This window comes from Spirochaeta dissipatitropha, assembly GCF_054657935.1.
In genome coordinates this window covers 104,337-128,515 of the sequence record NZ_BAAHXT010000008.1, presented here as the reverse complement: position 1 = coordinate 128,515, position 24,179 = coordinate 104,337, and the positions used below count along the sequence as shown (strand labels likewise).

At 51.1% G+C, this 24,179-nt stretch carries 19 protein-coding genes; 7 read left to right on the top strand and 12 right to left on the bottom strand.

The window, feature by feature from the left end; translation table 11 throughout:
• Window positions 1-25 precede the first annotated feature (25 nt).
• From ACYQ2L_RS11220 to ACYQ2L_RS11180, 9 genes are all read right to left on the bottom strand, one after another.
• Window positions 26-2,470 (bottom strand): response regulator, encoded by a 2,445-nt coding sequence (locus tag ACYQ2L_RS11220; protein WP_460055517.1) that lies wholly within the window; start codon window positions 2,468-2,470, stop codon window positions 26-28.
• Between the two features lie 66 nt (window positions 2,471-2,536).
• Window positions 2,537-5,107 (bottom strand): ATP-dependent helicase HrpB, encoded by a 2,571-nt coding sequence (gene hrpB / locus ACYQ2L_RS11215; RefSeq protein ID WP_460055514.1) that lies wholly within the window; start codon window positions 5,105-5,107, stop codon window positions 2,537-2,539.
• An 8-nt stretch (window positions 5,108-5,115) separates the two neighbouring features.
• On the bottom strand, window positions 5,116-7,977 hold the full coding sequence (locus ACYQ2L_RS11210) for a glycosyltransferase family 2 protein (RefSeq protein ID WP_460055511.1): 2,862 nt from the start codon (window positions 7,975-7,977) through the stop codon (window positions 5,116-5,118).
• Window positions 7,974-9,770 (bottom strand): GGDEF domain-containing response regulator, encoded by a 1,797-nt coding sequence (locus ACYQ2L_RS11205; protein WP_460055508.1) that lies wholly within the window; start codon window positions 9,768-9,770, stop codon window positions 7,974-7,976. Before ACYQ2L_RS11205 ends, ACYQ2L_RS11210 begins: the two co-directional genes overlap by 4 nt.
• Window positions 9,767-11,065 (bottom strand): SpoIIE family protein phosphatase, encoded by a 1,299-nt coding sequence (locus ACYQ2L_RS11200; protein ID WP_460055505.1) that lies wholly within the window; start codon window positions 11,063-11,065, stop codon window positions 9,767-9,769. The genes ACYQ2L_RS11205 and ACYQ2L_RS11200 overlap by 4 nt, the downstream gene beginning before the upstream one ends.
• Complete coding sequence (locus ACYQ2L_RS11195; protein ID WP_460055502.1) at window positions 11,046-11,399, bottom strand: STAS domain-containing protein; 354 nt, start codon at window positions 11,397-11,399, stop codon at window positions 11,046-11,048. Before ACYQ2L_RS11195 ends, ACYQ2L_RS11200 begins: the two co-directional genes overlap by 20 nt.
• Window positions 11,389-12,156, bottom strand: a complete 768-nt coding sequence (locus ACYQ2L_RS11190) for a glycoside hydrolase family 16 protein (RefSeq protein WP_460055498.1) — start codon at window positions 12,154-12,156, stop codon at window positions 11,389-11,391. Before ACYQ2L_RS11190 ends, ACYQ2L_RS11195 begins: the two co-directional genes overlap by 11 nt.
• Entirely contained in the window at window positions 12,153-12,908 is a 756-nt protein-coding gene (locus ACYQ2L_RS11185) for a hypothetical protein (RefSeq protein ID WP_460055495.1), read from the bottom strand. Before ACYQ2L_RS11185 ends, ACYQ2L_RS11190 begins: the two co-directional genes overlap by 4 nt.
• Before the next feature lie 14 nt (window positions 12,909-12,922).
• On the bottom strand, window positions 12,923-13,741 hold the full coding sequence (locus ACYQ2L_RS11180) for an ion transporter (protein WP_460055492.1): 819 nt from the start codon (window positions 13,739-13,741) through the stop codon (window positions 12,923-12,925).
• Between the two features lie 65 nt (window positions 13,742-13,806).
• Between ACYQ2L_RS11180 and ACYQ2L_RS11175 the strand changes: the two genes are divergently transcribed.
• From ACYQ2L_RS11175 to ACYQ2L_RS11165, 3 genes are all read left to right on the top strand, one after another.
• Entirely contained in the window at window positions 13,807-14,532 is a 726-nt protein-coding gene (locus ACYQ2L_RS11175; protein WP_460055489.1) for a class I SAM-dependent methyltransferase, read from the top strand.
• Window positions 14,533-14,866: 334 nt separating this feature from the next.
• Complete coding sequence (locus ACYQ2L_RS11170; protein WP_460055486.1) at window positions 14,867-16,474, top strand: Lcl C-terminal domain-containing protein; 1,608 nt, start codon at window positions 14,867-14,869, stop codon at window positions 16,472-16,474.
• Between the two features lie 42 nt (window positions 16,475-16,516).
• Complete coding sequence (locus ACYQ2L_RS11165) at window positions 16,517-17,680, top strand: HD domain-containing protein (RefSeq protein ID WP_460055483.1); 1,164 nt, start codon at window positions 16,517-16,519, stop codon at window positions 17,678-17,680.
• Here ACYQ2L_RS11165 and ACYQ2L_RS11160 read toward each other — a convergent pair.
• On the bottom strand, window positions 17,659-18,090 hold the full coding sequence (locus tag ACYQ2L_RS11160; protein ID WP_460055480.1) for a TA system VapC family ribonuclease toxin: 432 nt from the start codon (window positions 18,088-18,090) through the stop codon (window positions 17,659-17,661). The two genes, ACYQ2L_RS11165 and ACYQ2L_RS11160, sit on opposite strands and share 22 nt — an antisense overlap.
• Complete coding sequence (locus tag ACYQ2L_RS11155; protein ID WP_460055478.1) at window positions 18,087-18,317, bottom strand: hypothetical protein; 231 nt, start codon at window positions 18,315-18,317, stop codon at window positions 18,087-18,089. The genes ACYQ2L_RS11160 and ACYQ2L_RS11155 overlap by 4 nt, the downstream gene beginning before the upstream one ends.
• Before the next feature lie 94 nt (window positions 18,318-18,411).
• Between ACYQ2L_RS11155 and ACYQ2L_RS11150 the strand changes: the two genes are divergently transcribed.
• From ACYQ2L_RS11150 to ACYQ2L_RS11140, 3 genes are read left to right on the top strand one after another with little or no spacing between them, the layout of a single operon-like run.
• Window positions 18,412-19,449, top strand: a complete 1,038-nt coding sequence (locus ACYQ2L_RS11150; RefSeq protein ID WP_460055474.1) for an ROK family transcriptional regulator — start codon at window positions 18,412-18,414, stop codon at window positions 19,447-19,449.
• The gene (locus ACYQ2L_RS11145) at window positions 19,431-20,585 is read left to right on the top strand and encodes an MFS transporter (protein ID WP_460055470.1); all 1,155 of its coding nucleotides are present in this window, start codon (window positions 19,431-19,433) and stop codon (window positions 20,583-20,585) included. The genes ACYQ2L_RS11150 and ACYQ2L_RS11145 overlap by 19 nt, the downstream gene beginning before the upstream one ends.
• 57 nt (window positions 20,586-20,642) lie before the next feature.
• Complete coding sequence (locus ACYQ2L_RS11140) at window positions 20,643-21,872, top strand: hypothetical protein (protein WP_460055467.1); 1,230 nt, start codon at window positions 20,643-20,645, stop codon at window positions 21,870-21,872.
• Between the two features lie 110 nt (window positions 21,873-21,982).
• Here the strand turns inward: ACYQ2L_RS11140 and ACYQ2L_RS11135 are convergent, their stop codons facing one another.
• Window positions 21,983-22,447 (bottom strand): aminoacyl-tRNA deacylase, encoded by a 465-nt coding sequence (locus ACYQ2L_RS11135; RefSeq protein WP_460055464.1) that lies wholly within the window; start codon window positions 22,445-22,447, stop codon window positions 21,983-21,985.
• A 262-nt stretch (window positions 22,448-22,709) separates the two neighbouring features.
• On the opposite strand from ACYQ2L_RS11135, the gene ACYQ2L_RS11130 reads away from it, so the two are divergent.
• Window positions 22,710-24,113, top strand: a complete 1,404-nt coding sequence (locus ACYQ2L_RS11130) for an ABC transporter substrate-binding protein (protein ID WP_460055461.1) — start codon at window positions 22,710-22,712, stop codon at window positions 24,111-24,113.
• Window positions 24,114-24,179 lie beyond the last annotated feature (66 nt).

The following is a 24,179-nucleotide window of genomic DNA, read 5'->3' as shown; positions in this document are numbered from 1 at the left end:
CCGGGTAGACAGCAGGGTGACAGATTCAGGTCTCCGGATCAAGGTGCCGCGTCAACACTGCAGCAAGCTTCTGGCGGTCGATCGGCTTGCTCAAAAAATCATCCATGCCAGAGGATAAGCACCTTTTCTGTTCTTCCTTGAGAGCGCCTGCTGTCAAGGCAATGATCGGAACATGCCGGCCTGTAGACTGTTCAAAACCCCGGATACTACTGGTGGCTTCAAGCCCGTCAAGTTCAGGCATTTGTATATCCATAAATACCAGATCCGGCATACAATCCTCATATAGCTGTATCGCCTCTACCCCGGTAGTCGCCTCGATAATTTCAAGATCGTGTCGTATATTCCCGAGAAATGCCTTCAGCATAAGCATATTCATACTGATATCCTCGGCGATCAGAATTTTGCAGCGACGGGGTTCAGAGTCGGAACGAGCAGGCTCCATAGCCGCTGATCCGATAGGTTCTTCAGGCTCCTGCCTTAGTGGACCATCCACAAGGGCTTCCTGAATCCGGCGCATACAGGCAAACAATTCGGCTGAACTGACAGGTTTCATAAGACAGAACTGGATTCCAATTGATTGAGATTGCTTCTGAACATCCAAAGCTTCAGAGGATGAATACAGCATGACTACTGGCTGCTTTCGCTGTGAATTCTGCACCTGCTCACGGATCATCTGCACCGTTTCAAGACCATTGAGATACGGCATATTATAATCGCAGATAATGACATCAAAATCCGGTGAAGCATCGAGCAGCTTCAAGGCCTCCAGTCCGTTATGACAACTTTCGCTGGCAACATTCCATTTCTTGAGCTGTTGCTCCATAATCAAGCGATTGGCAGCATTGTCATCAATTATAAGACAGCGGTTGATTTCTTTCACATCGACAGGGTCAAACTTTATTCCATGTTCAGCAGGAGCTGTAAATTCGAAATAGAATCGACTCCCTTCGCCCGGCGTGCTTTCAAGAAAAATTTTGCTGCCCATTTTTTCAGCGATAAGATCTGAAATTATCAGACCTAAACCGGTTCCTCCAAATCTGCGTGTGGTCGACCCATCAGCCTGTGAGAATGCCTTGAAAAGACGTTGCTTCTCTTCGTCTGCTATGCCTATGCCGGTATCCCGAACAGAAATCAGGAATCTCCCCTGCCCCTCACCCTCAGGCTCATAGCTAAGCTTTAATTCAACCTCACCTTCCTCGGTAAACTTCACGGCATTACTCAGGAGATTTGCCAGAATCTGCTTCAGGCGGACCGGGTCTACCACTGCATATAAGGGCATGTCGGGATCTATGTTGAGCAGTACCTCCAACTGTTTTTCGTCGGCAGGAAACCGTATAATATCCACGCTATGTTCCAGCAATTCCCACATATCTGTCTTAACCGTATCGAGGTTCAGCATGCCAGCCTCAATCTTGGAGAAATCAAGAATGTCATTGATTATTCCCAGCAGCGTGTGTCCTGAAACATTTGCATTGTTCACATACTGCTGCTGTACCGGTGACAGCGGTGTATCCTTCAGTAATTCGGTGAAGCCTATTACCCCATTCAGTGGCGTTCGGATTTCATGACTCATATTTGCAAGAAACTGTGATTTCGCGTGACTTGCAGCCTCTGCCTGCTCCTTGGCCGCCCTCAGTTCATCCTCAGCTTTTTTTCGCCCGGTAATATCCTGATGCGTGCCCATCATCATGTACGGCTTACCGTCCGGAGTCCATTCAGCAACCTGTCCACGGTCGAGAACCCAGACCCATGTTCCGTTCTTGTGCAGCATTCTCGACTCGTACTCATAATAATCCAGTTCACCCCTGAAATGCCTCTCGAGCAGTGCCTCGCTGCCCTTCAGGTCATCTGGATGCGCAAACTTCATCCAGGTCTGAATGGAAACCGGAGAAATTTCTTCAAGAGTATAGCCAATAATTTCAGCCCAGCGCTCGTTGAACACGGTTTCTCCGGTCTGAACATTCCATTCCCAGGTACCGACATTGGTGCCACGGATAATGCCAGTCAACATTGTGCGCTCAAGCTGAAGTGCCTCTAATGCAGATCTCTTTTCTGTGACATCACGGGCCGCCGCATAGATCAGCCCCCCCTTCGGATGTGAATGCCATTCAAGAAACCTGTAACTGCCGTCTGCACAACGATAGCGATTGGTGAAACCAATAACATCCTCTCCGTCATCCAGAGAGGCCATAGCTTCATAGGTAGCCTGCAGATCATCGGGGTGCACAAAGTCAAGAAATTTACGCCCATCCAGTTCACCCGAACTGTAGCCCAGAATCTTTGACCATGAGGCATTCGTCCTGACGAACCGGCCTTCCAGATCAGCAATACAGAGTAAATCCAGATTCAGGGAAAAGAATCCCTCCAGTTCCTCGTTCCGGGCACGCAAATCATCTTCGGACCTACAATTGGATCCTCTGTGAGCAATCGAACTATCATCTGCTTTCTGACCATCAGGCACAGAATTCATATAGGTATCCCCTTACTAATATATAAGAGATTCTCAATCAAAAATCAAAAAAGACTTACAACCAGACTATTTCCTGCGTTTCGCTCGATCCGTTGCTTCAGCCTGAGAGGGATCCTCCGGCCAGTAATGCTTTGGATACCGCCCGCGCAGTTCCTTCCTGACCTCGGCATAGGTACGTTCCCAAAAACCGGCCAGATCGCGGGTAATCTGCATCGGCCTCCGCGCTGGGGACAACAGCTCGATCTCCACCACAGTCCCCTGCTCCAGACCAGCACACAGTCCACGGGCAATCCTGGGACTCTCCATCATGCCGAATAATTGCTGTATCCGCGCTGCCAGCACACAGCTCCCTGCAGCATAGCGCAGCTTCTGCATTGACCCGCTCGGGAGCCTCAGGGACTCAGGAGCAAGATCATCCAGCCGCCGTTGAATATCATAGGGCAGCAGGCTCATCAATACCGCATACATATCAATATTCTGCAGGCTCTCCGGCTTCACCCTGGTTGGCAGAAAGGCGGGCAGCCAGTCCCCAGCCGATACTGCCAGGGCAGCATCCGAGACATCGGGAATCAGTTGCACGGCATCCTGCCCGGTCATCAGCCCCCGTAAAAACAAAAGCCGATTCTGCAAACGCCGCGCTCTCTCCGACCAGCCGAATGCACCCACGCCATCTGCAGAAATCAAGCGCAGCAGCTCCCCGGATGCATCGTTCAGTTCAGCCAGCGCCACGGGCCGTTCCTCAAGTACAATCGCCCCGACTGAACGGACGCGCCGAGCTTTCAGCCTGCCCGAATCAAGCTGCAGACGCAGGGAGATTTCCTCATGCTGTCGACACCAGGCCGCTGCCTCTGCCTCCGACATTGCCAGAGCAAGCCGGATAACAGAATCCTTCCGTCCCCGCTGTACCTCAGCCGCGACCAGCCAGCCACCCTCAAAAACCGACGCCGCAGCGTCGTCAAGCCGGCACTCCCGGCCACCGCTCAACAGCCACAGACCGCGACCTGTAATATAGCGTCCCACACGGTCCGGATAGGCCTCTGCAAGCACAGTCGCCAGACCCGCAACCGCCACAGCTTCTGTACTTCCCGCTTCCTGAAGATTCACATGGCGCTTCAGCTCGCGGAGAATCCGCTTCGCTTCACGCCGGATCCGGGACGCCGCTATGCGGCGTAATCCTCGCGTGCCTGACTCAGGCGAGCGCGCTTCGCTCTCCCGCAGAAGTTCAAGCCGCCCCCAAATATCGGCCCCATAGCGGCCGGACAGTTCCGGGTCAAGCGGATCGCCTTCCTGCAGCATGGCCGCCATCAGAACAGCATCCTCCAGCAGCTCTCTGCTGCCCCGAGATGCCCGCAGGACCATGGCAGCGCTGCGCACATCCAGAGGAAGAGCCTGCATCGCCTTCCCGAAATCCGTAATCACCCCTCGCTCATCCAGGGCACCAAGCGCCATCAGCAGATCAAAGGCTGCAGCAGCCCGGGCCTCATCCGGCGGATCAATCCAGCGGTATTCCTGCCAGCGGACATCGCCCCAGGCGGCCAGCGCAAGAAGCAGGGAAGACAGATCTCCACTGCGGATCTCCGGCACATCAAAATCCTGCAGCTGTTCGGTTTCCGACCACATTCTGATCACTCTGCCGGGTCCCTGTCTTCCAGCCCTTCCTGCCCGCTGTACCGCAGATGCCCGGCTGATACGGCTTGTTACCAGCCGGTTCATTCCACGGGATGCCTCATATACGGCATGCCGCCTCAGTCCGCAGTCAATAACACAGCGTATACCGTCAATTGTCAGACTGGTCTCAGCTACGTTCGTAGCCACAATTATTCTGGGCCCACGAGCCGGGCGCAGAGCAGATTGCTGTTCTGCAGCTGACTGACGGCCATAGAGCGGCAGGATTTCAGGAACACCGGGAGACAGAGCTTCCTGAAGCAGTGATACACAGCGACGGATCTCACCTTCACCCGGCAAAAACACCAGAATCCCTGCCTGAGGGTCTGCAGCATGAGCTTCCAGAGCTAGTCGAGCAGCGGAACGGGAAACATCCCGCTCAGGAACGGCAGGTTCATAACGGTACGAGAGTGAAAACAGAGATGCCTCTGTACTAATAACTTCAGCATCCTCATGGACAAACCATGAATCCTCCAGGGTGGCCGACATTACCAGCAGCTTCAGCTGGGGGGCAAAAATTTCCTGGGCCTGACGGGCCAGCACCAGAGAGAGATCGACCTGCCAGGAACGTTCATGGAACTCATCCAGAATCAGCAGATCAATCCCGGTGGCTTCCGGATCCGAGAGCAGGCGGCGAATGAATATCCCTTCAGTCATTACCAGAATGCGGGCATCTGCAGGCACATCCTGCTCCTCGCGGGTCATCCAACCTACTGAATATGCAGTCGAGGCAAGCTCCCGCAAACGCAGTGCAACGGCACGAACCGCAGCCCGCCGGGGCTGAAGCAGGATTATCTGTCCCTGAAAGGATGAACCCTTGCTGGAGCCGTAGAACAACTCCGCCAGGTACAAAGGAACCAGAGTCGATTTACCGCTGCCAGGAGGGGCCTGCAGCACGCTGAAAGGCCTGGAAGACAGCGCATGCTCTATCTGTTTCCGTATCTCACGCACGGGATATTCCGGTAATGTCATACTGTACCTCAAGCAGAAAAACCCTTACGCTCCATCTTCTGCCAGCCGGGATTCCTGAACAGATACGCAATGTAGGACCAGGCACGCTGAACAGCAATAATCTGGCGGTAGCCGAAATTCTCGATTATGGTAAACAGCAACAGCAGTGCGAGCTCCCGTTTCCTGAAGCTGATCACTGCTCCATCGGCCATCAACAGTGCAGAAGTGGAAATCACGATACCGTAGCAGATAGAAACAGCGAAGAGTGCAAGCAGGATAACCGGATTGAAAAACCCAAAGATCAAACTGACGATTACCGCTGCATAGCCAAGCGTCTCGAGAAAGGGACCGAGCATTTCAAATATAAAGAAATAGGGAACAGCCAGCATTCCGACGTTCCGATAACGGGGGTTCATAAACAGCCTTCGATGAAAGAGAAGAATTTCGATCAGGCCGCGGTTCCAGCGGTCGCGCTGCTTCAGCAGGCTTTTCCTGTCTTCGGGAACCTCGGTCCAGCAATTAGCCTTGTGCTGATACTCGACGCGGTGAGGGACTTTCCTTTTGAACAGATGCCTTCTGAGCCGGACTACCAGTTCCATATCCTCACCCACCGTATCCTTGCGGTATCTGCCGGTGCCGGTCAGGTAGCCGCCGATTTCCAGCACCCTGTCTCTTCTGAATGCACCGAAAGCACCGGATATTATGAGCAGACTACCGGTCTCGGCCCAGCCCATGCGCCCGGCGATAAAGGCCCGCAGATACTCAATTGTCTGAAACAAAGCCAGCGGCTTCCCGGAGATCCCGAATTTTTCTATGTAGCCATTGCGGACACGAGAACCATTGATAGGCAGGACATTCCCACCAATCGCGGCTGTCTCACGATCGCTGTCGAGGATTGCAGCCATTAATCCGAGCAGGGCATCCTGCTCAAGCATGGAATCAGCATCAATTCCACAGAAATACTCCCCTGAACAGATCCCGATACCTGCGTTCAATGAATCTGCCTTACCTCCGTTAGCCTTATCTACCAACACCAGATTCGGCACATCCTTGCTGCGGTACACAGCCCAGATCGGAGCTGTAGTAATCAATGGGTTACGCGGAACATCCGTCATTGTCATATTGAAGGCATCCTTGACCCGCTGCAGGGTGGCATCAGATGAGCCATCATTCACAACAACCACATCAAATGCCGGATACCTCAGCGACAGCAGTGAGCGGACACTGTCCACAATATTCTTCTCTTCGTTGTATGCCGGAGCAATAACCGAAACCGAAGGAAGGACACCGGGAGTAAATAACAGCTCCAGTTCATCCAGACTCCCACGGCGCCGGTATACATGAAGGGCAGAAAGAACCAGGAGAAGACTGTAGCTCAGGTTTACTGAAAGTGAGTAAAACACGAACATCGCCTGATAAAACAGACTGAAATCAGCAAGTCCCCGCCCGGAGACCGGAAGAAGAAAGTACAGAACTGGTCCAAGCGAAATCACGGCTGCCGCCAGCAGCACAAGCAGCAGACGGTCACCTATCTGCAGCGGTATTTTCGGTTTTTCATAGACTGCCGCATCACCATCCATCCCAAGCTGCTTCTGTACAGCATCAGGCAGGTACGCCCTGCAATCCTGATCAAAACCAGGAAATTCCGATCTCAGGCTGCTAATCGTAGCCTGCCAGGCAGCTATATCAGCATCCCTGTGCTTGGATATAAGAAACTGGATTAATGCCATGTTACGGTTCTGGTCAAGCAGATCATGCAGCAGCTGACTAATAACGGGATCAGCCGGCAGAGCCTGCCTGTCGAATGTTTTCTGAAGAAGATACACAAGAAGGGGCTCGATCAGGCGGGCAAGTGCCCGTTGCAGATCGGGCTGATCCTTATCCATGATTTTTTTATACACATCCATGACCAACGGGAGCTTGCTGGAAGTAAGGCGGCCTTGCAGAACCTGCAGAGGAGCCTCGGATACCGCAGGATCCCCAAGCAGCGGCAACCACTCATGGCTATGTTCGAAGCTGATCTTCTCCGCTCGTGAAGAAGCTATCGCAGACCGGATCTCGATTGAGGCATGACGGCGGAACACATCACGATCGAACAAATACCGGAAATGCTGGTACACAAGCCCCGATACCGACTTCAGAAGGGCGGAGTCATCGAAGTGAACAAGATGCAGCAGGAATTCTTCAGCCATGGCTTCGGGCAGCGCAGGCAGACCAGCAACTGTCATCCGGGCAGCCCATGTATCAAGCGGCTTGCCATGCTGCTGTACCCAGGCTGCAAGCAGCTGGGCATGAGGCTGGAGCATGGCAATTATCCGTCTTCTGTAGACTTCCGGTGCTGACATAAATCCTTTATGAATAGCTGAGACTATCGCGGGGCCATACTGACCAAGAACCTGAGGATCAGAGAGAACCAGCAGCTGCGCAGCGATTCTGATGCGCAGACCAGCCTGCTTTTCACTGCGGATTCCCTGTAGCAAAAGCTTGACACGAATCGGCTCGGGCAGAACCCGGGAACAGAGAATCGCATACCGTCTGTGATATGCCGAAGGGCTGGAGAACATTCTGCGCAGATACGCCAGGACGCGCTTCTGCTTCAGAACACGCGCTACTGATGAATGAAACCCGGGCGAAAGCTGGACCCTCTGGCTGATCCTCAGAAACGACAAGAGCAGAACCCTGCGGGGCAGTCGGCGAAGCAGCCTGGCACGTGCATCTTCATCCATCGAGACAGATCGCAGCAGCCCCTGTTCAGCTTTCTGATACACAGCCTGCCTGCGTCTTCTAAAAAAGCGGCGGAAACACAAAGATAAAATCAACAGCAGATTCAAGGCAAAAAAAGCAGCAACAAGCTGCAGTGCCCGGGAGACATCAAGCTGCAACCAGCTCACGACAAACCTCCAGAACTTCTGCCACCACCTTCATCATTCCGACCTGTCAGATGCCTGACGAGACCAAGCAGCTCATTCAGAACAATCGGTTTCCTGAGAAAATGAAAGATTCCCAATCCGTGAGCTCTCTGTATTGCCTGGTCATTTTTCTGGTAGCTGTAGACAATCCAGGGTATCTCTCTGAGGGCACTGTCCGCAAGGGCCTGCTCACGAACTCTCAGAGCATCACTGCCATGCAGGAATAGTTCGGATATTACTACTGCAGGTCGGAACTCAACCAGCATTGACAGAGCATCAACTGCACTCAGGGTCGTCCGGCAGACACAACCCTGAGTATTCAGGAAGCTGCTGATCAGTCTTGAGGTCAGGGAATCGGTTTCCAGCAAAAGAACCCTGAAAGCAGCCAGATCATTCCCCTGCTCAACGGGATTATCGCTGCAAACAGCATTCCCACCCTGCCGCCGAACATACTTGAGTCTGATTTCCGCAGCAGTTTCAAGCTGCCTGATGTCACCCACATTCTCGACCGTTGCCACCGCGACGCTGCAGGACATCCTGCGTGGAAATCCGGTTTCATCCCGAACAGCCTGCTTTATCCGTATCGCTGCCTGCTCTGCCTCCTTCTGACTCAAGGACCCCGTCAGGAGTGCACAGAGAGGACCGGCAAGCCGGAAAAGCATTGAATTTTTCGGCTTGTTCAGCTGCAGGACCTCGGCAAAGCGGGACATGGTGAAGTCCCCCTCTTCGGATCCCAGTTCACGATTCAGGAGATCAAGTCCATCAAGATAAACATAGATCAAAGCTGCGTTTTCTGCGTGGTCCTCACAGAACATCGGCATATACTCAGTATAAAACCTTCGGTTGTACAATGAAGTTGCAGGATCACGGATCCGTTCATCCTGCATCACAACCATACTCTCCTGCAGCTCGAAGGTATTTGCCTGCAGGCTGTGAATTTCAGACATAAGCTCTTCAACTTTCTGACCGGATTCAAGCGATGGCTCGGATAAATTCCGGGGCAGTCTGGCAATTCTGCTATGCAGGGCTGATGTAATACCGGCAAAAGAACCAGAAATCAGCATACCAGCCCGCGGAAGAAGGAGATGTATCCGCTGTTTCCAGAAGGCATGCTCCGGCTGCACCAATGACTCGATCCACTGGGGGTCACAGAATTGGCTTTGATATGCGTACAAGGCCCCGAGCTGACTGCGGTTCGGATCAGAAACCACAAAATGAACTTTGTCATTTTCATCCTTCCAGGATCGGGGTCCTGAAGAACTGAAGGCCGCTCCGGTAAAGATCACTCCGCTTCCATTCTCGGCGAACATACAATTTCCGCTACGCTCTCCTTCCACCAGCGGCAGCATGGTAAGCTTTCGTCCATCACCCAAATCAACACCCGGCTTGTAGGAGGATAACGAGACCGTTCGCTCCGGGTGCACCTGAAGCAGCAGCACTGCCTTCCAGTGAGCGTAAATGAAGTCCGGTTCCCTGCCGTTTATCCGCAGATCACAGGAACCGTCCAGCAAACACCCGGAGACAGTGGCATCGCTGCCCGTAAGAACAATACTCCAGGGCACACCATTCATCTCTTCTCGCTCGCGACACAGTTCCTCAAGAACGGGCTTAATGCAACGCCAGGATACAGCACTGCCAGGATCAATAACGTAAAACGAGGAATCTGTCAGCAGGCAGTAGCTGTTGTGCTGCACAAATGCACCTTCAGTACGACAACCAAGCCAATATACCGAGTTTTTCCACACAGGTATCGGTGGATCAGGAAAATGGGTCATATCTCAATATCCTTTCTCATGATAATTCTGCTTATCGGGCCGCTGGAACTCATAATACTGAAAGAGTCTAGCAATTCCCGTATTAAGGGTGTACCATAACCCCGCAGGGAATAATTCAGAGCGAGATCGGACAGCGACTGTTTCTGCACATCAACCCAGTCATAAGCCTCTGCTTTGTAGTCTACACAAATCCATATCGAGCATGCATCAAATCGTTGTTTTACGAAAATATCACTACCATCTGGAATACCAGCATGGTCAAAAATATTCGACAGAACCTCAACAGCAGCTATAGTGATGCCGTCGCAAAATTCCTGGACCCCGGATTCAAGGCGGGAATCCAGATGAACGGTCAGCGAATGCTGCAGCTCCAGTCGGAATGGAAGCAGCTCTTCACGGCTATGAAGGACCTGCTCATGAACATATTCCTTATGTGCCGGGGAAGGCGGACCGATCTTCAGCACCGCAATCGTAATATCATCGGAGGGACTGCCGCCGGAATGAAGGACTGCAGTGCGGAGAAGATCCTTTCCTGCGCGAACAGGATCTCTCAGGGGATTCTGATCCAGAACATGCTCAATCCCCTGCTGTCCGAACGCAGTACCATGTTCGTCGGTCACCTCGCTCAAACCGTCGGAGTAAAACAGCAGCAGGTCTCCGGCCTGTAGAGGCAGCGAATACTCCAGATAATCCTGACGGGAATCCAGGAACCCCAGGGGCATATTAGCCCCCTTGATATTCCAGATCCTTCCGCTATCAGATTCAATCAGACAGAAAGCTGTGTGGCCGCAATCGCTGTAGTCCAGCCTCATGCTGTCCATATTGGTTCTTGCGAAGATCAAGGTAGCAAACTGATGCATTTCCAGCAGCTCGGATCGCAGGGAATCATCCAGCGCCGAAAGAATTTCAGGAACTGAGGGAGGTGAATCAGCCCCCCGTGCCGGCGAATCGCGGTACAATTCAAAAAGGCTACGATACAACCGTGTGCGAATGCTTGCACCAAGAAGCGCCGCCGGGACACCTTTCCCCATAACATCACCAAGAATCAGATCCAGACTGCCTTTGGCAGGTGAGTATGCATCGTAGAAGTCCCCGCCCACCTCGCGGCTGGGCACGCTGCCGCCGAACAGAACCGAACCCATGAACTCGAGCTGATTGAATCCCCCCAGAAGCGAGTGCTGGATCAGGGCACCAAGCAGAATCTCTTTTTCGGAAGGCTCTTCGGTATGCCTTTGGCCATTTTCAGCTATATCGCAGCTGTCATATGGCTCGAGATCAACGGGTGTCCAGTGCATCAATGGCCTGCTCCCTTGAGTTGAAGACTTTAGTCAGCTGATTCAAGCGAACCATCCTGAAAAGGGTTGCAACGGCTGAATGCGGAGCACTAATATAGAACAGGATGTTTCTGGCATGGCAGAGCCGAAGGGCATCCAGAATCCGGCTTAGCCCAGAGCTGTCAATAAATTCGGTGGACGCCAGATCAAGAACAACCGGGGCTCCAGGATTCTGCTCCATTGCATCGTTCAGAGCGGACAATAAAGCGCGCGCAAAGCCCGAGGCTATGGAGGAATCTATCTGACGCTCCTCAGGTTCAAGAACAATACATGTGCGAATAATTTCAGTCTTCATTAGTACAACTATAAGGTGTCAAATTTACTCTTTCAATGCTGATCAAAAAATCATCCGGATTCCTGAGAAAGTTCTCCCTGTCCGGGTCGGCTCCCCGGAATAACCACAGGTTCAGATGCAGATGCATCTGCCCAGGCTCAGGAACCTGTGAGCCCTCAACGCTGAAGCGGTATACAGACACCGCATTGGCAGGACTGAACGCATAAAAATCTATCCTCTCTGGCAGGTATAAAAAACTGATTACCCACTCCCCACCTGGCAGCTCAGGGTTGAAGCCTATCGTCCGACCAGGCTGCTCTGCCGGCTGCAGGGAAAAGTGGAGCCATGGCGCATCGGAAGCCGTGTTGCCGAAGCGGCCGAATTCAATGTCTATTTCGCGATGATCTGCAGCAGTATCCTGATCATAGGTGAAAAAACCAAAAATCAAGGGGTCGGGAATCCCCGTATCCGGCAGCCTGACCACAGCCGTATATTCTCCGTACCCGACTGGTTCCGCTGTGCGGATTTCAGCTGATGTCCAGCGGCGCTGTCCCCTCGGCAGAATCCTCAATTGAAGCTGGTCGTCCTGAACCTTTACATTGTCGGCCGAGAATATATTCGGACCGGGACCAACCTCTCTGCGCTGATCTCTAACCTTCCAGTCCTTACCAGAAAAACTCAGATCCATTGCATAATCCTCTGAAGCTGGGGTTGAAACAGCCGGCAGCATCAGCACAGCCAGCAGCGCGACCATCAATCGCCAGACAGGCATCTTCATTCCCCGGATCCCAGAGCTACCGACGCCGTAATAAATAACTCATGATGACTGGTCCGTCCACCCGCAACATAGGGAAAATCCTGTTTAAACTGATAACCTGCCCTCCAGTTCGGGGTAAATAGCCACGAAAGCCCAGCTGACATGCTCGCATCATAATCAAGGAAATCACTGAGATTCGTGCCCACAGACGCACCATTGTGCAGATCAAGCCGCGGCAGCAGCCTGTACCGGTTCCAGAAAGCAAGACTCACCGTCGTATTGTCTGGATCCTGCGCATAGTAGACCCTGGAATTCAGTAGATTTCTGGCAAACCCGAAGTATGCGCCACCAAACGAAAGCGTGACAGACCAGGCATCGGAAGCTGCCCGTCCGCGGACACTGCCCGTCAGATAATAGCTGGCCTGTTCGAAAAACAGATCCATATACGCATGATGGGAAAGAATGTCAGCGGAATCAAGACTGAGCCCGTAACGAGCCTCGGAGTAGAAAGGACCACCCCAGACCCATACAGCCCCGCCTTCGGCCATCCATCTGGACCAGTCCCCCCGGTCGCTTCGTGTCAGGGCTAATCCTGCAGTAAGCGGTCCCGCCGGAGCATAGACGAAGCCGCGCACATCGTTATAAAAGCCCTCCGGAGCAGGCGTATAACGATTTTCAATGCCGAAATTGATTGATCTGCTGTATACAGGCAGCACAGAAACACACAAAACCAGAAAAGCCAGCACAAGAGTCTTTGAAACAGAAACTTTCATACTAATCAAGCTAATCAAATTCCATTCTGATTGCCACTCGCTTCGACCGTCTCTTTCTGTATGTCGGAACCATCCCCGCGGATAATCTCTGCCGAGACTATTCCTGTGGGCACCGCGATAATCGCATAGCCCATAATCATGACAATACTTGCAATCGCCTGACCCAGCGGGGTCTGTGGAGAAATATCACCATAACCCACCGTAGTTATAGTAACCACCGTCCAGTAGAGGCTGACAAAGATATTGCTGAAGCCGTTTTCCGGGCCTTCGACCAGGTACATTATCGAGCCGAGAATTACAATGAGAGTTCCGACACCGAACAGAAATACGCTGATTTTCGGTAAGGATGCCCTGAGGGCAGCCATGAGATTCTGAGCCTCCCGGGAATACTTCCAGAGCTTGAACATACGGAAGATTCTCAACACACGCAGGCTGCGGAAAAAAAGCAGACTGGGCACTCCGGGAATCAGCAAGGAAAAATATGTCGGAACCACTGCAACAAAATCCATCACTCCAAAAAAACTTAGGGCAAAGCGAAGCGGTTTGTCAGTACAGGCAAGCCGCAGCAGGTACTCCAGGCTGAACAACAGGGTGAATATCCATTCGAGCACAACAAATATGTTACCCCACTGAGACCGGAATTCAGCCACACTCTCGAGCATATTGGAGAACAAGCTGATGCAGATGCAGACGATCAGACCTATGTCGAAAACAATGCCTGCCCGTGAATCGGTCCTGAAAAGAATATCGTAGAGTACACGCCTCCATCCCGCCGGAGGACGGCCCACTGAATACTGTTCAACGAATGATTTTACTTCCGGTCTTCTGCTCATAGGCCAACTATAGCGGCAAAAACCCGTCTTGTCAGGCATGAATACCGGGGCATATACTGACTGGCATGTACGACTTGATTGCACAGGAATACAGTTCGATTTTCCCGCTTGATCCGGACAGGCTGCGGATGGTAGAAGCCCTTGTACCCGAAAGGTCCCCAGTGCTGGATATAGGCTGCGCCAGCGGTGATTTTCCGGCAGCCCTGGCTGCAGCCGGATATAATGCCGAGGGCTGGGAACCTGACCCCTCCCTGTTTCAAACAGCCGTCTCCAGGCATGGAGCAGATCATCTGCCGAAGTCAGCACTTCAGTTCTTCCGCAAAGGCATGCTCGACCTGTCAGCAAGGCAGAAGTACAGCCTCATTACCTGCCTCGGAAACACCCTGCCTCATTTGAGAGATACTGGAGAAATCAGTGGCTTTCTGGAACGAGCAGAGCGCGCCCTCATCCCCGGAGGCTGGCTTGCTCTCCAGCTTCTAAACTATCGGATTATTCTCGATCAAGGCGAAAAAACGTTTCCTGATATTGGAACTGATTCCATCGTATTCCGGCGACGCTACCAAAATATTTCGGAAGAAGGTATCGACTTTGAAATCGAGATAGAAGACAAAGCACGCGGAACGGTACATTCAGACTCATCCAGGCTGTTTCCATTAAGCGACAGACAGCTGTTCACACTACTTGAATCAAGCGGATTCAGAAATCTGCAGTCAAGCAGAAACTACCAGCTTGAAGCAGCCCTCGGAAATGAAGCCTTCTTTATTGTTACAGCGCGATCAAAATTTTGCTGAGATAACAGGATACTATATGTCTAAAATCTCAAACCCGCTTGGGGACTACTATACCAACATGGCAGATCTGCCATGTTGGTATAGTTTCACCCACAAGACATGGAGGTTTTCGACTCTTTTTTAAATTATTGTTTATAGAGCTTTTTGCAAAATTACATTTTGCATGAGCATTCGCAAGATTAAATATTCTCAAGTTGTTTACATAAAACAACTTGAGAATTCGCTACTAATGCGAGGAGGAAATTGCACGTAAGTTTGCAATTTCCTCTATAAAAATTGTAATTCCGCGTACCTCCCGTTATATTCTGAATATCCCATCTGGAAGGAAGTGAAAATGAAAGCATCACAGGAAAGTTCAGGCAGAAAGACCACAATATCAACTGCCATAATGCTGCTTGTCGTTGGCCTCGTGTTAATCGGATGTCCGTCTCCGACCGATCCCGGCTCTGAAGACAGCACCGTGCAAGCCGGAGGTAATGGCGGAAACGGTACGGAAGATAACGTTTCAGTAGACAGCGGCTCAGGGAATGGCGGCACGGCAGACGACGGTATAGTTCCCGAGCCGACTGGAACCTTTGATCTTACACCCCGGCTGGAAATGAGGATAAATAATGATTGGGAACAATTTGAACCGAATGGTCAGGATCCTGCAGAGCCTATTGATTTTCTGGCAGATGTAGATCTCGGCATCACCTTACTGGGACTTACCACGCCGCAGAACCTGAACACCGCCGCCGGAGTGGAATGGCAGGTAATTGAGGGAGAAGACTACATCAGCCTCAGGCTCCTGGAGCCTAAATCCGGTATTCCCGGCTTCGAATTCATTGCAACACCGATTCCGGACACCCGGGCAGCAGGCACTGCAGAGGACCGTACTGTTGTGCTCCTGGCACGGGTTGTAGACCCCCTCTCCCCTGAAACTGAAGCGATAAGCAACTACTTCACTATCCGCATCCCGGCTGACCCAAGCCCCGCTGGTCTTCCGGATTCTGGCTCAATTCGTTATCGCTTTGTTGTCCCTCCCGGCTTGAGCCCCTCCGGTTATTCAATTACCCTGGCACCCGTCGGAGGAGGAACTACCGAGACGGTCAGCGGAAGCTTCAGTTTTCCTGATGAAGATAATGACTTCTACCGCGATTATGTGCCGGAGTTTGATCCTGAAGGAGATATGGATCTCCCATTCGGACGGTACCTAGTCCAGGCAGAAATTGATTTTACCGATGGAACCGAATCAATCAGCATAGGCTCCCTGAATGCAGAAGATGCGGATGCTATTCGTATCTGGGCATTTCCGAATTTTATGTGGTACGATGTGAACGGAGACGATTCCTGGGCTGTTTTCGAAATTCCCGAACCTGAACCCGAAGAACCGGGAGCAGTTGCATATGCCATAGGTGATACAGGCCCTGCCGGTGGAATTATTTTCTTCATGAGGAATCCGCCGGAGCCAGACAGTGAGGACCCCGACCGGTCATGGCGCTACATGGAGGCAGCTCCCCGGAACTGGCATGCCTCGGGCAACAGCGATCCGCGCTTTGTATTCAACGTTTCGAACGGTCCGAATGTATATACTGCCTTCGCCAGCATTGGCGGTGGGAAAATCAATACTGCAACTATCCGAGATCAACTTGAGGCGGTAGGTTCTTCAGCCAGAACAGTCATGCATGCTGCACGTGCCGCTGATCAAGCCCGCGTAACACATGGCGGAACCAGCTTTGAAGACTGGTTCCTTCCCACCCGTGACGAACTGAGCCGCCTGTGGGAAGCATCAGTTGATTTCCCGGATAAAGCAGATCTTCTAGGAGGCTGGTACTGGACATCTTCTGCCAGCAACAACGGAGAACGTGCTGTTGCTGTAAGTATGACCGACGGCAGGCGCTATGTTATATACCAGGACACAGATAACTTCGTACCGCGTGTCAGGCCAGTACGCAGATTTTAGAATATTGAGGAACAGATATCGAGTAACAGATAGAGAGACTTTATGATAATCATTCTCAACGGATCCGTAGGAACTGGAAAGTCATCCACCATGGAGGCTCTGACGGCTGGCTTCGAGCAGGCCGTCGCTCTGGATGGCGATGCTATCGGCGATGTGCAGCCATTCGAAATTTACGATGAGGAGCGTATCAGCTATCTCTACAAGACCATTGAGCATCTGGTTCGTTTTCATATGAACCACGGGTACCGGAATTTCGTAATCAATTATGTTTTTGAAACCCCGGATCAGCTGGCTCGCCTCAGCAGCAGCCTGCAAGCCCTGGGCCAGGAGGTACATGCCTTCTGGCTGTACTGCCGCGATGAATGCCAGACTGCCCGCATCCGGAAACGCGGCACGAATCAGATTGACTGGGAACTCGAACGCTTTCCCGTACTGAACCGTATTCTCGAGCAGGCCCATGAAAGCGGCTTCATTGGAACTCCACTGGACAACAGCAATCTTACTGCTAAGGAAACAGCAGGGGAGATTCGAGCCCGGATCGACAAGCAAAAAATCAGTCCTGAGAAAAACAGTTCTGAGACTGCTCTGATCCCGGAGCTGGCTGAAGTTCCCGGGATCAGTACACGACTTCAGCAGCAGCTTGGCTTTATATATGAGATCGACCGTATTAAACAGATCTTTCGTAAAACCAGGCTGTTTGATGACAGCCGCTTCGAGAATGATGCTGAGCACTCCTGGACTATCTGCTGCATGGCTGTGCTGCTCAAAGAATACTCCAATGAAGACATCGATCTGGGGACGGTACTGAAGATGCTGCTTGTACACGATATTGTGGAAATCGATGCCGGAGACACCTTTCTCTATGACGTTAACCGGGAGCAAGCACATATAAAGGAGCAGGCAGCTGCCGAGCGGATATTCGGCCTGCTCGAAGCTGACCAGCGCGATGAACTGCTCGCACTATGGGAAGAGTTCGAGAACCGCAGCAGTCCGGAAGCCAGGTTTGCAGCGGTACTCGACCGCCTGGAGCCTCTGCTTCAGAATTTCCACACCCACGGTGAAAGCTGGCAGAAATACGGTATACGTCCGGACATGGTCCTGGCCAGGAATGCACATATACAGGAAGGCTCGGAAGAACTCTGGCAGCTGGCGCATGCGCTGATCGAAGAGAGCCAGCGCAGAGGTTATTTTTCCTGCATGAAGTGAACCTTCAATCCCTGGTAGCGCTTAAAACCATAATCAGTGGTCACAAACAAGGCTTCATGTCTGATTGCCAAAGCGGCTAACAGGGCGTCTGGAATACAGTTGCCCGTTTCCTGGCCTATCAGACTGATATGCTTGAAAATTCCAAAGGTCATAGCGTCAATTTCGGTGTACACTGCAGCAGGATGATCCTGTAATGTCTCAATGAACAACCATGCCTCATTCGTTGTAGATGGATTAATAAAAATCCTTGAGTTAGTAACAATGCGCAGGAATGAAGCCGCAATAACCGGACAGAACAAAAACTGCTCACCCCCGGATATGGAATGTTCAATTTCAGTTCGAGCAAGAAGATGCTGCGGACTATCCGAGCGAAAGGCATATACCCAAACATTGACATCATGCAATATCATCGATACCAGTCCTTCTCAGAATCGGCAGAAGAGAGATCATCCCAGCTAATCCCGGAACACAGGCCGCCACCCGAGGAGGATACTGGCAATCGGAACGTGCCCTCTGACTGCGCTACCCGTTGAGACAGACCGCTCACCAGCATATCAGTCAGTGTAACTCCATCCCGAAGGGCAAGGCGTTTGGCCTTTTGAACCAGTTCATCCGGTATATTCAGGGTAGTTCTCATACAGACAAGCATATCTTTCATGCAGATGTATGTCAATCGAAGAATCAAAAGATCAGCCTTGACACTTTTTAAATATCTTTTTATAAGTACATGCATGAAGAAGCAGCATAACAGTGGGGCCAGCACGCTGTTGATCAAGGACATGAATACGATCTCGGTACTGAATGCCCTGTACGATGCACAGGAAGCGAACATCAAGGAGTTGGCGGAAATCTGTTCACTGAGCGTGGTGACTGTCAGCACGATCATTAAACAACTATTGAAAGACGGACGCGTTACAAAAGGCAACCTTGCTCCATCAGAAGGCGGCAGGCCTTCGCAACGCTATGTGTTTAACCGCAGTCATAAACTTGGCCTGGTGCTGTTCACCCGGGAACTCAAGGGGATAGATTCAGTCTGCCTGCGCCTGTTTGATCTGTATGGGACAAGCCTGAAGAGCGAGGATTACACCATGCCGGACATCGATCCTGACAAGATCGAAGCATTGCTCGCTGAATGGATTTCTGGCTTTCCCTCAGTTGGTGCGATCGGCCTTGGCTTGCCCGGTATCGAACACAAGGGGAGCATGATCATTCTCGATTACAAAGCCCTTGTCGGCACCCCGATTATTGAGCGTTTCACCAGTCGTTTCGGGATTCCGGTCATGGTAGAAAACGATGTGAATGCAGCCGTGATCGGGCGAGCTCATGCGACAGGCGAAGGTACTGACTGCGAGATTTATGTCTACTTCCCGCGAAAATATCCGCCCGGCGCAGGTATACATCTGAATGGAAGACTGGTAAAGGGAAAAAGGAATTTTGCTGGTGAAATCGGCTGGCTGCCGCTGGGTATAGAATGGGGACCTGAGACTGCAGATTCTTTCCAGGCCAGTACCGAGGCCGCGGCCAGAGTGCTCTCCAGCCTGAGTGCGGTTCTGGATCCAGAATCAATCACCATTTACGGCGAGCATCTTTCGATTGAACATATAGAAAGAATCCGACAGCTGTGCAGAAAACAGCTGACTGGCTGGGAGCTGCCGGAGATCAATCTTTCAGATGACTTCAGCATGGATTATGAACAGGGCATGAAACATCTCACCCTGAATCTTCTTGAACAGAACAGAAAGGAACAACAATGGCCACACTACTGTTAATTCTGATTTATATTGCATTTATAAGCCTGGGTCTTCCGGATGCCCTGCTGGGTGCGGGATGGCCGGTCATGCAGCCGGAACTGAATGTCCCCTACGGATTTGCCGGAATTGCCCAGATGCTTATAGCCGGCGGAACCATAGTTTCCAGCCTGCTCTCGGGCTCGGTTATAAAGCGCTTCGGCACCGGAAAAGTCACTGCGGTCAGTGTTGGATTAACAGCCGTCGCCTTGCTTGGCTATGCAGCTGCCCCATCGTTTATATGGATGCTTGTTTTTGCTATTCCGCTCGGCCTGGGAGCCGGAGCAGTGGATGCCGGCCTGAACGGCTATGTAGCCAACCACTACGAGAGCCGGCACATGAGCTGGCTGCACAGTTTCTGGGGAGTCGGCGCTATGAGCGGGCCGCTCGTGTTATCTGTCTTCCTGCGTAGCGGGAATTCCTGGCGCAGCGGATATCTGGCAGTCGGTAGTTTCCAGGTTGTTCTGGTACTGATTCTCATCGCTGCAGTTCCCCTCTGGGACAAGGTAAAGGCCCTCAAGACAGATGACACCGAGCACCACAGCATGTCCATGCTGGCTGCCATGAAAATCCGCGGAGTCCCCTCTGCACTACTGGTGTTTATGTTTTACTGCGGAATTGAAGCCAGTATGGGCCTCTGGGGAGGATCGTTTCTGTATCTTGTCAAAGGCCTTGATCCGGCAAGAGCCGCTGTCTGGGTGTCGTTCTTTTACGGCAGCATAACGGCTGGCCGCTTCCTGACTGGCTTTCTTACCTATCGATTCTCTAACAATACCATGATTGGCGGTGGAACACTGATTATTATCGCCGGTGTTATTCTCATGCTCCTGCCGCTCCCGCTGCATCTCAGCCTGGCAGGATTTCTCCTGACCGGATTCGGCTGTGCCCCGATATTCCCCTGCATGATTCATGAGACCCCTGTTCGTTTCGGAAGCAGCAATTCCCAGGCAGTCATCGGATTCCAGATGGCCTCTGCCTACATCGGCACCACCCTGCTGCCGCCTCTGTTCGGATTCGTATCAAGCTTCACCGGCATGGTGCTGCTGCCGGTGTTCATTCTGACCTACGCAGTTTTTATGCTGGCGAACTTCCTGCGTGTGCGTGCAGTTAAAGCATGAGGAAATAAAATTACTGCGCTATAGTGTTGTTGGTTACAGGAATAAGGAACGAAAAAAATGAAAGAATCAATTACAGCCAATCTCGACAAACCAGCACAGCTTGAGATGCTGTATCGAAACAACAAATCTGCCTTCAGAAAATCTTTCAATGAAATGTATGCCGAAATCCAGGGGCACCCCACAGCAGCAATATGGCATGAGCGCCTCAACTATCAGAATGACGAAGTATCATTTGGTGGTGTGAGAGAATTATTTCTTGTAGCTGCACTTGCACTTATCACTGGCTTGCTCGTTCGACTGCCTGAATTCAGCAGGATCAGTGAAGATTTCTATTATCCCCGAAATATTTCGTTTATCGTGTTTCCTGTTCTGTGTTTTTATTTTGCCTGGAAAGGCAGGAATAGTCTTCGAATGAATATAATCACCGGCGTAGTAATCCTGGCCTCTGTGCTCTTTATGAATGTTCTTCCAGACATGGACTACAGCGACACTTTCGTTCTTGCCTGCATACATGTTCCCCTTGTTATGTGGGCCCTGACAGGCATGAACTACACTGGCAGCCGGTTCAGGGATTTCGAACCCCGTCTGCAGTACCTACGCTATAATGGTGATTTACTGGTCATGACCGCAATAATCCTGATAGCCGGGGCCATCATGACCGGAATTACCATAGGACTCTTTTCGATTATAGATATTCGGATCGAGGACTGGTACTTCCGCAATATTGTCATCTGGGGACTCGCTGCTGCACCTCTTGTAGCAACCCATCTTGTACAGACAAATCCGAGCCTCGTACACAAGGTTTCTCCTGCCATTGCGAAAATCTTCACACCGCTTGTGCTGATTACTCTCGTTGCATATTTTATTGCCGTTACAAGCAGCGGGAAGGATCCCTACAACGATCGTGAATTTCTGCTGCTGTTCAATATAGTACTGATCGCCGTCATGAGTATTCTGTTCTTTTCGGTAGCCGAAAATTCAAACAGCAGCACTTTCGGTAAGATACTCCTGCTCTCACTCTCAAGCATTACAGTCCTTCTGACATCAGTTGCTCTTTCTGCCATTATATTCAGAATCATCAGCTATGGTATCAGCCCGAACAGACTTGCAGTTGCAGGCGCCAACACCCTGTTTCTGGCAAATCTTGTTCTGATCTCGATTCGCCTGTCAGCCGCGATTCGCGGTAAAACGACAACTGAGAACGTCGGTAAGTCAATCGCCCTGTTTCTTCCGATCTACAGCGGCTGGGCTATGGCGGTAACCTTCATTTTTCCGCTTGTGTTTTAGAGGACAGTGATTCAAAGTCACGTAAATAATTAATCAGGCCGAATACATCCGCATACCTTGCTTGGCTTGGTCTGGTCCTGTTTATGTGTGTCTTTGTCCCACATACTCTCCTACCGTCTCACTCTGACTATTTCTCCCTGACAGGCCTTCTGCAATTCCTGGGTGGATATTTCTACCAGCGAATTTGCGGAACCACCTCCGGTAAAAACAGTGTCGTTCTCCATAACCCGCGGATCAATCAGGAATCGAGCCTGAAATCCAAAGGACGGGGTTCCCCCGCATGGATACCCGGTCTTTTCCAGAATCTCATCTGGATCGGCTACCCGGGGTCTGCCGATTTGCAATGCCTTCTCCACCCGCGAGGTACTTGCCCTGTCCTCACCTTTCACAATAGCGAGAATCACATTCCCCTCTGAATCAATCATACAGATATTTTTGACAAATGAATCGATCTCAGCCTGGGCGGCTGCTGCGGCATCCTCAACACTGTGACAGGATTGTTCGAAAGAAAGATGTCTGCAATCAATGGCATGATCCTCAATGTAACGTCGTAGTTTTTCTTCATACTGCTTCATGATTTCTACTGTATAACACGATTTTCTTTCTGAGTCCCTGGAAAACACCATAACTTGATTACTCACCTGTATTTGCTGTCATAAGTTACAGCAGCACAAGGTCTTTACCTCAAGGTATTGTGAAATATGCCAGCAACTCATGATATATCCCGACTCTTAAATGTAAATACATATTATGGATATTGGCCAAAGATTTATCAATAAAAATTGACTAATTGTGTTTACATGATATGATTAATAATAAGAACAAAGGAGGTTGTATATGACAACTAATTCTTCGGACAAGCGTCGTTTCCAGGTCTCATTGCTCGTGCCTGGATTAATCTTTCTGGCAATGTTTATGGTTACCGGCTGTAATGGAGAAAAGGCTGAGACAGAACAGCAGATAACCTTAAGGATTGCAGAACACCCCGGACCACATGTCGAACCCCTACAAAACTATTTTATACCCAAGTACATGGAAGAAACTGGCATAAACATCGTCATGGAAGTACTCCCACCGGATCAACTCTGGCAGAAAATGGCTCTTGAAGCACAAGCCGGGACCAACTACTATGACATTGGCTACCATAGCCCTGGATGGCTTGGCTACTACCACGAAAGCGTTGCTGATCTTACCCCGTTCATAGAAAAACACAACTTTAACCTCGACGCCTACTCGGAAGCAGTACAAAACTCACACATGAGAAATGAGGCCCTAAAACCCGGCCAGATAATCGCAATTGCACGGAATCCTCAAACACCCATATATGCATACCGAAAAGACTGGTTTACACATCCGGAAGAGCAATCTGCATTCCAGCAGAAATACGGTCGTCCCCTTGCAGCTCCGCAGACATGGGATGAACTATACGACATAGCAGAGTTTTTCACCCGCCCTGCAGGTGCAACAGTCGCAGGAACAACACTCAACCAACCACTCTTTGGATACTCCGCCTCGATCAGCTCTCCCGGCGGAATGGCTCGGGCCTTCCTTGCAATAATCTATTCAATGGGACTGGACGGTTTTGATGCTGATTACCAGACCGATCTGGATAACCCGATTCTTCTTCGAGGAGTCGAATACTGGAAAAACCTGGTGGAAAACACCTTCCCACCCCAATCAGCTACCTGGAATTTTCTGGAACACCTTGAGTTTTTCAGCCAGGGCCGCCTTGCTTCCGCTGAACTATGGCCGGAAGGAGTATTGACTGCCGAGAATCCAGCTGGCCAGGCTGCGGGTAATGTCGGGTATGCAGTACTGCCTCAATGGCCAGGAAATCTGGCGAATCTACCAATTGGGCGCTCATTTATTGGGGGCGGCGGAATACTCGTGTTTGACACACCCAGAAAAGAAGAGGCCTTCAAATTCCTGCAGTGGGTATATGAAACAAATGAAGTTGAATTCAATCTGCGAACAGCCATGTTTGCTCGTGACACACAGTTCAGCAATCAGGAAATACTTGAATCCTATAGTTTCTACGATACATTCCTGCCCGTTTTCTCTGAACAGATGACCTACGGATTTCCAAGACAGCCAATTGCTGAATGGGGAGCAGTAATGTATGCCCCGGTGGGAGAGTTCGCATCTGACATCATCTACAACGTAATGACACCCCAACAGGCCCAGAACCGCCTGGTTCAAAACATGCAGAATGTATTCAAAGATGCCGGATTCATAGAATAAGATTTCCACAAGGTGGAGGATTTACACCTCCACCTTTTAACTCACTGCCGATCAGTAAAGAGGAAA

Excerpts from the sequence above, each read along its gene's own strand:
- ACYQ2L_RS11165 (WP_460055483.1), top strand. The coding sequence starts at position 16,517 with ATGATAATCATTCTCAACGGATCCGTAGGAACTGGAAAGTCATCCACC.
- ACYQ2L_RS11130 (WP_460055461.1), top strand. The coding sequence starts at position 22,710 with ATGACAACTAATTCTTCGGACAAGCGTCGTTTCCAGGTCTCATTGCTC.
- ACYQ2L_RS11195 (WP_460055502.1), bottom strand. The coding sequence starts at position 11,399 with ATGAAGACTGAAATTATTCGCACATGTATTGTTCTTGAACCTGAGGAG.
- ACYQ2L_RS11180 (WP_460055492.1), bottom strand. The coding sequence starts at position 13,741 with ATGAGCAGAAGACCGGAAGTAAAATCATTCGTTGAACAGTATTCAGTG.
- ACYQ2L_RS11145 (WP_460055470.1), top strand. The coding sequence starts at position 19,431 with ATGGCCACACTACTGTTAATTCTGATTTATATTGCATTTATAAGCCTG.
- ACYQ2L_RS11220 (WP_460055517.1), bottom strand. The coding sequence starts at position 2,470 with ATGAATTCTGTGCCTGATGGTCAGAAAGCAGATGATAGTTCGATTGCT.
- ACYQ2L_RS11135 (WP_460055464.1), bottom strand. The coding sequence starts at position 22,447 with ATGAAGCAGTATGAAGAAAAACTACGACGTTACATTGAGGATCATGCC.
- ACYQ2L_RS11185 (WP_460055495.1), bottom strand. The coding sequence starts at position 12,908 with ATGAAAGTTTCTGTTTCAAAGACTCTTGTGCTGGCTTTTCTGGTTTTG.
- ACYQ2L_RS11205 (WP_460055508.1), bottom strand. The coding sequence starts at position 9,770 with ATGACCCATTTTCCTGATCCACCGATACCTGTGTGGAAAAACTCGGTA.
- ACYQ2L_RS11160 (WP_460055480.1), bottom strand. The coding sequence starts at position 18,090 with ATGATATTGCATGATGTCAATGTTTGGGTATATGCCTTTCGCTCGGAT.
- hrpB (WP_460055514.1), bottom strand. The coding sequence starts at position 5,107 with ATGACATTACCGGAATATCCCGTGCGTGAGATACGGAAACAGATAGAG.
- ACYQ2L_RS11170 (WP_460055486.1), top strand. The coding sequence starts at position 14,867 with ATGAAAGCATCACAGGAAAGTTCAGGCAGAAAGACCACAATATCAACT.
- ACYQ2L_RS11175 (WP_460055489.1), top strand. The coding sequence starts at position 13,807 with ATGTACGACTTGATTGCACAGGAATACAGTTCGATTTTCCCGCTTGAT.
- ACYQ2L_RS11190 (WP_460055498.1), bottom strand. The coding sequence starts at position 12,156 with ATGAAGATGCCTGTCTGGCGATTGATGGTCGCGCTGCTGGCTGTGCTG.
- ACYQ2L_RS11155 (WP_460055478.1), bottom strand. The coding sequence starts at position 18,317 with ATGAGAACTACCCTGAATATACCGGATGAACTGGTTCAAAAGGCCAAA.
- ACYQ2L_RS11200 (WP_460055505.1), bottom strand. The coding sequence starts at position 11,065 with ATGCACTGGACACCCGTTGATCTCGAGCCATATGACAGCTGCGATATA.
- ACYQ2L_RS11140 (WP_460055467.1), top strand. The coding sequence starts at position 20,643 with ATGAAAGAATCAATTACAGCCAATCTCGACAAACCAGCACAGCTTGAG.
- ACYQ2L_RS11150 (WP_460055474.1), top strand. The coding sequence starts at position 18,412 with ATGAAGAAGCAGCATAACAGTGGGGCCAGCACGCTGTTGATCAAGGAC.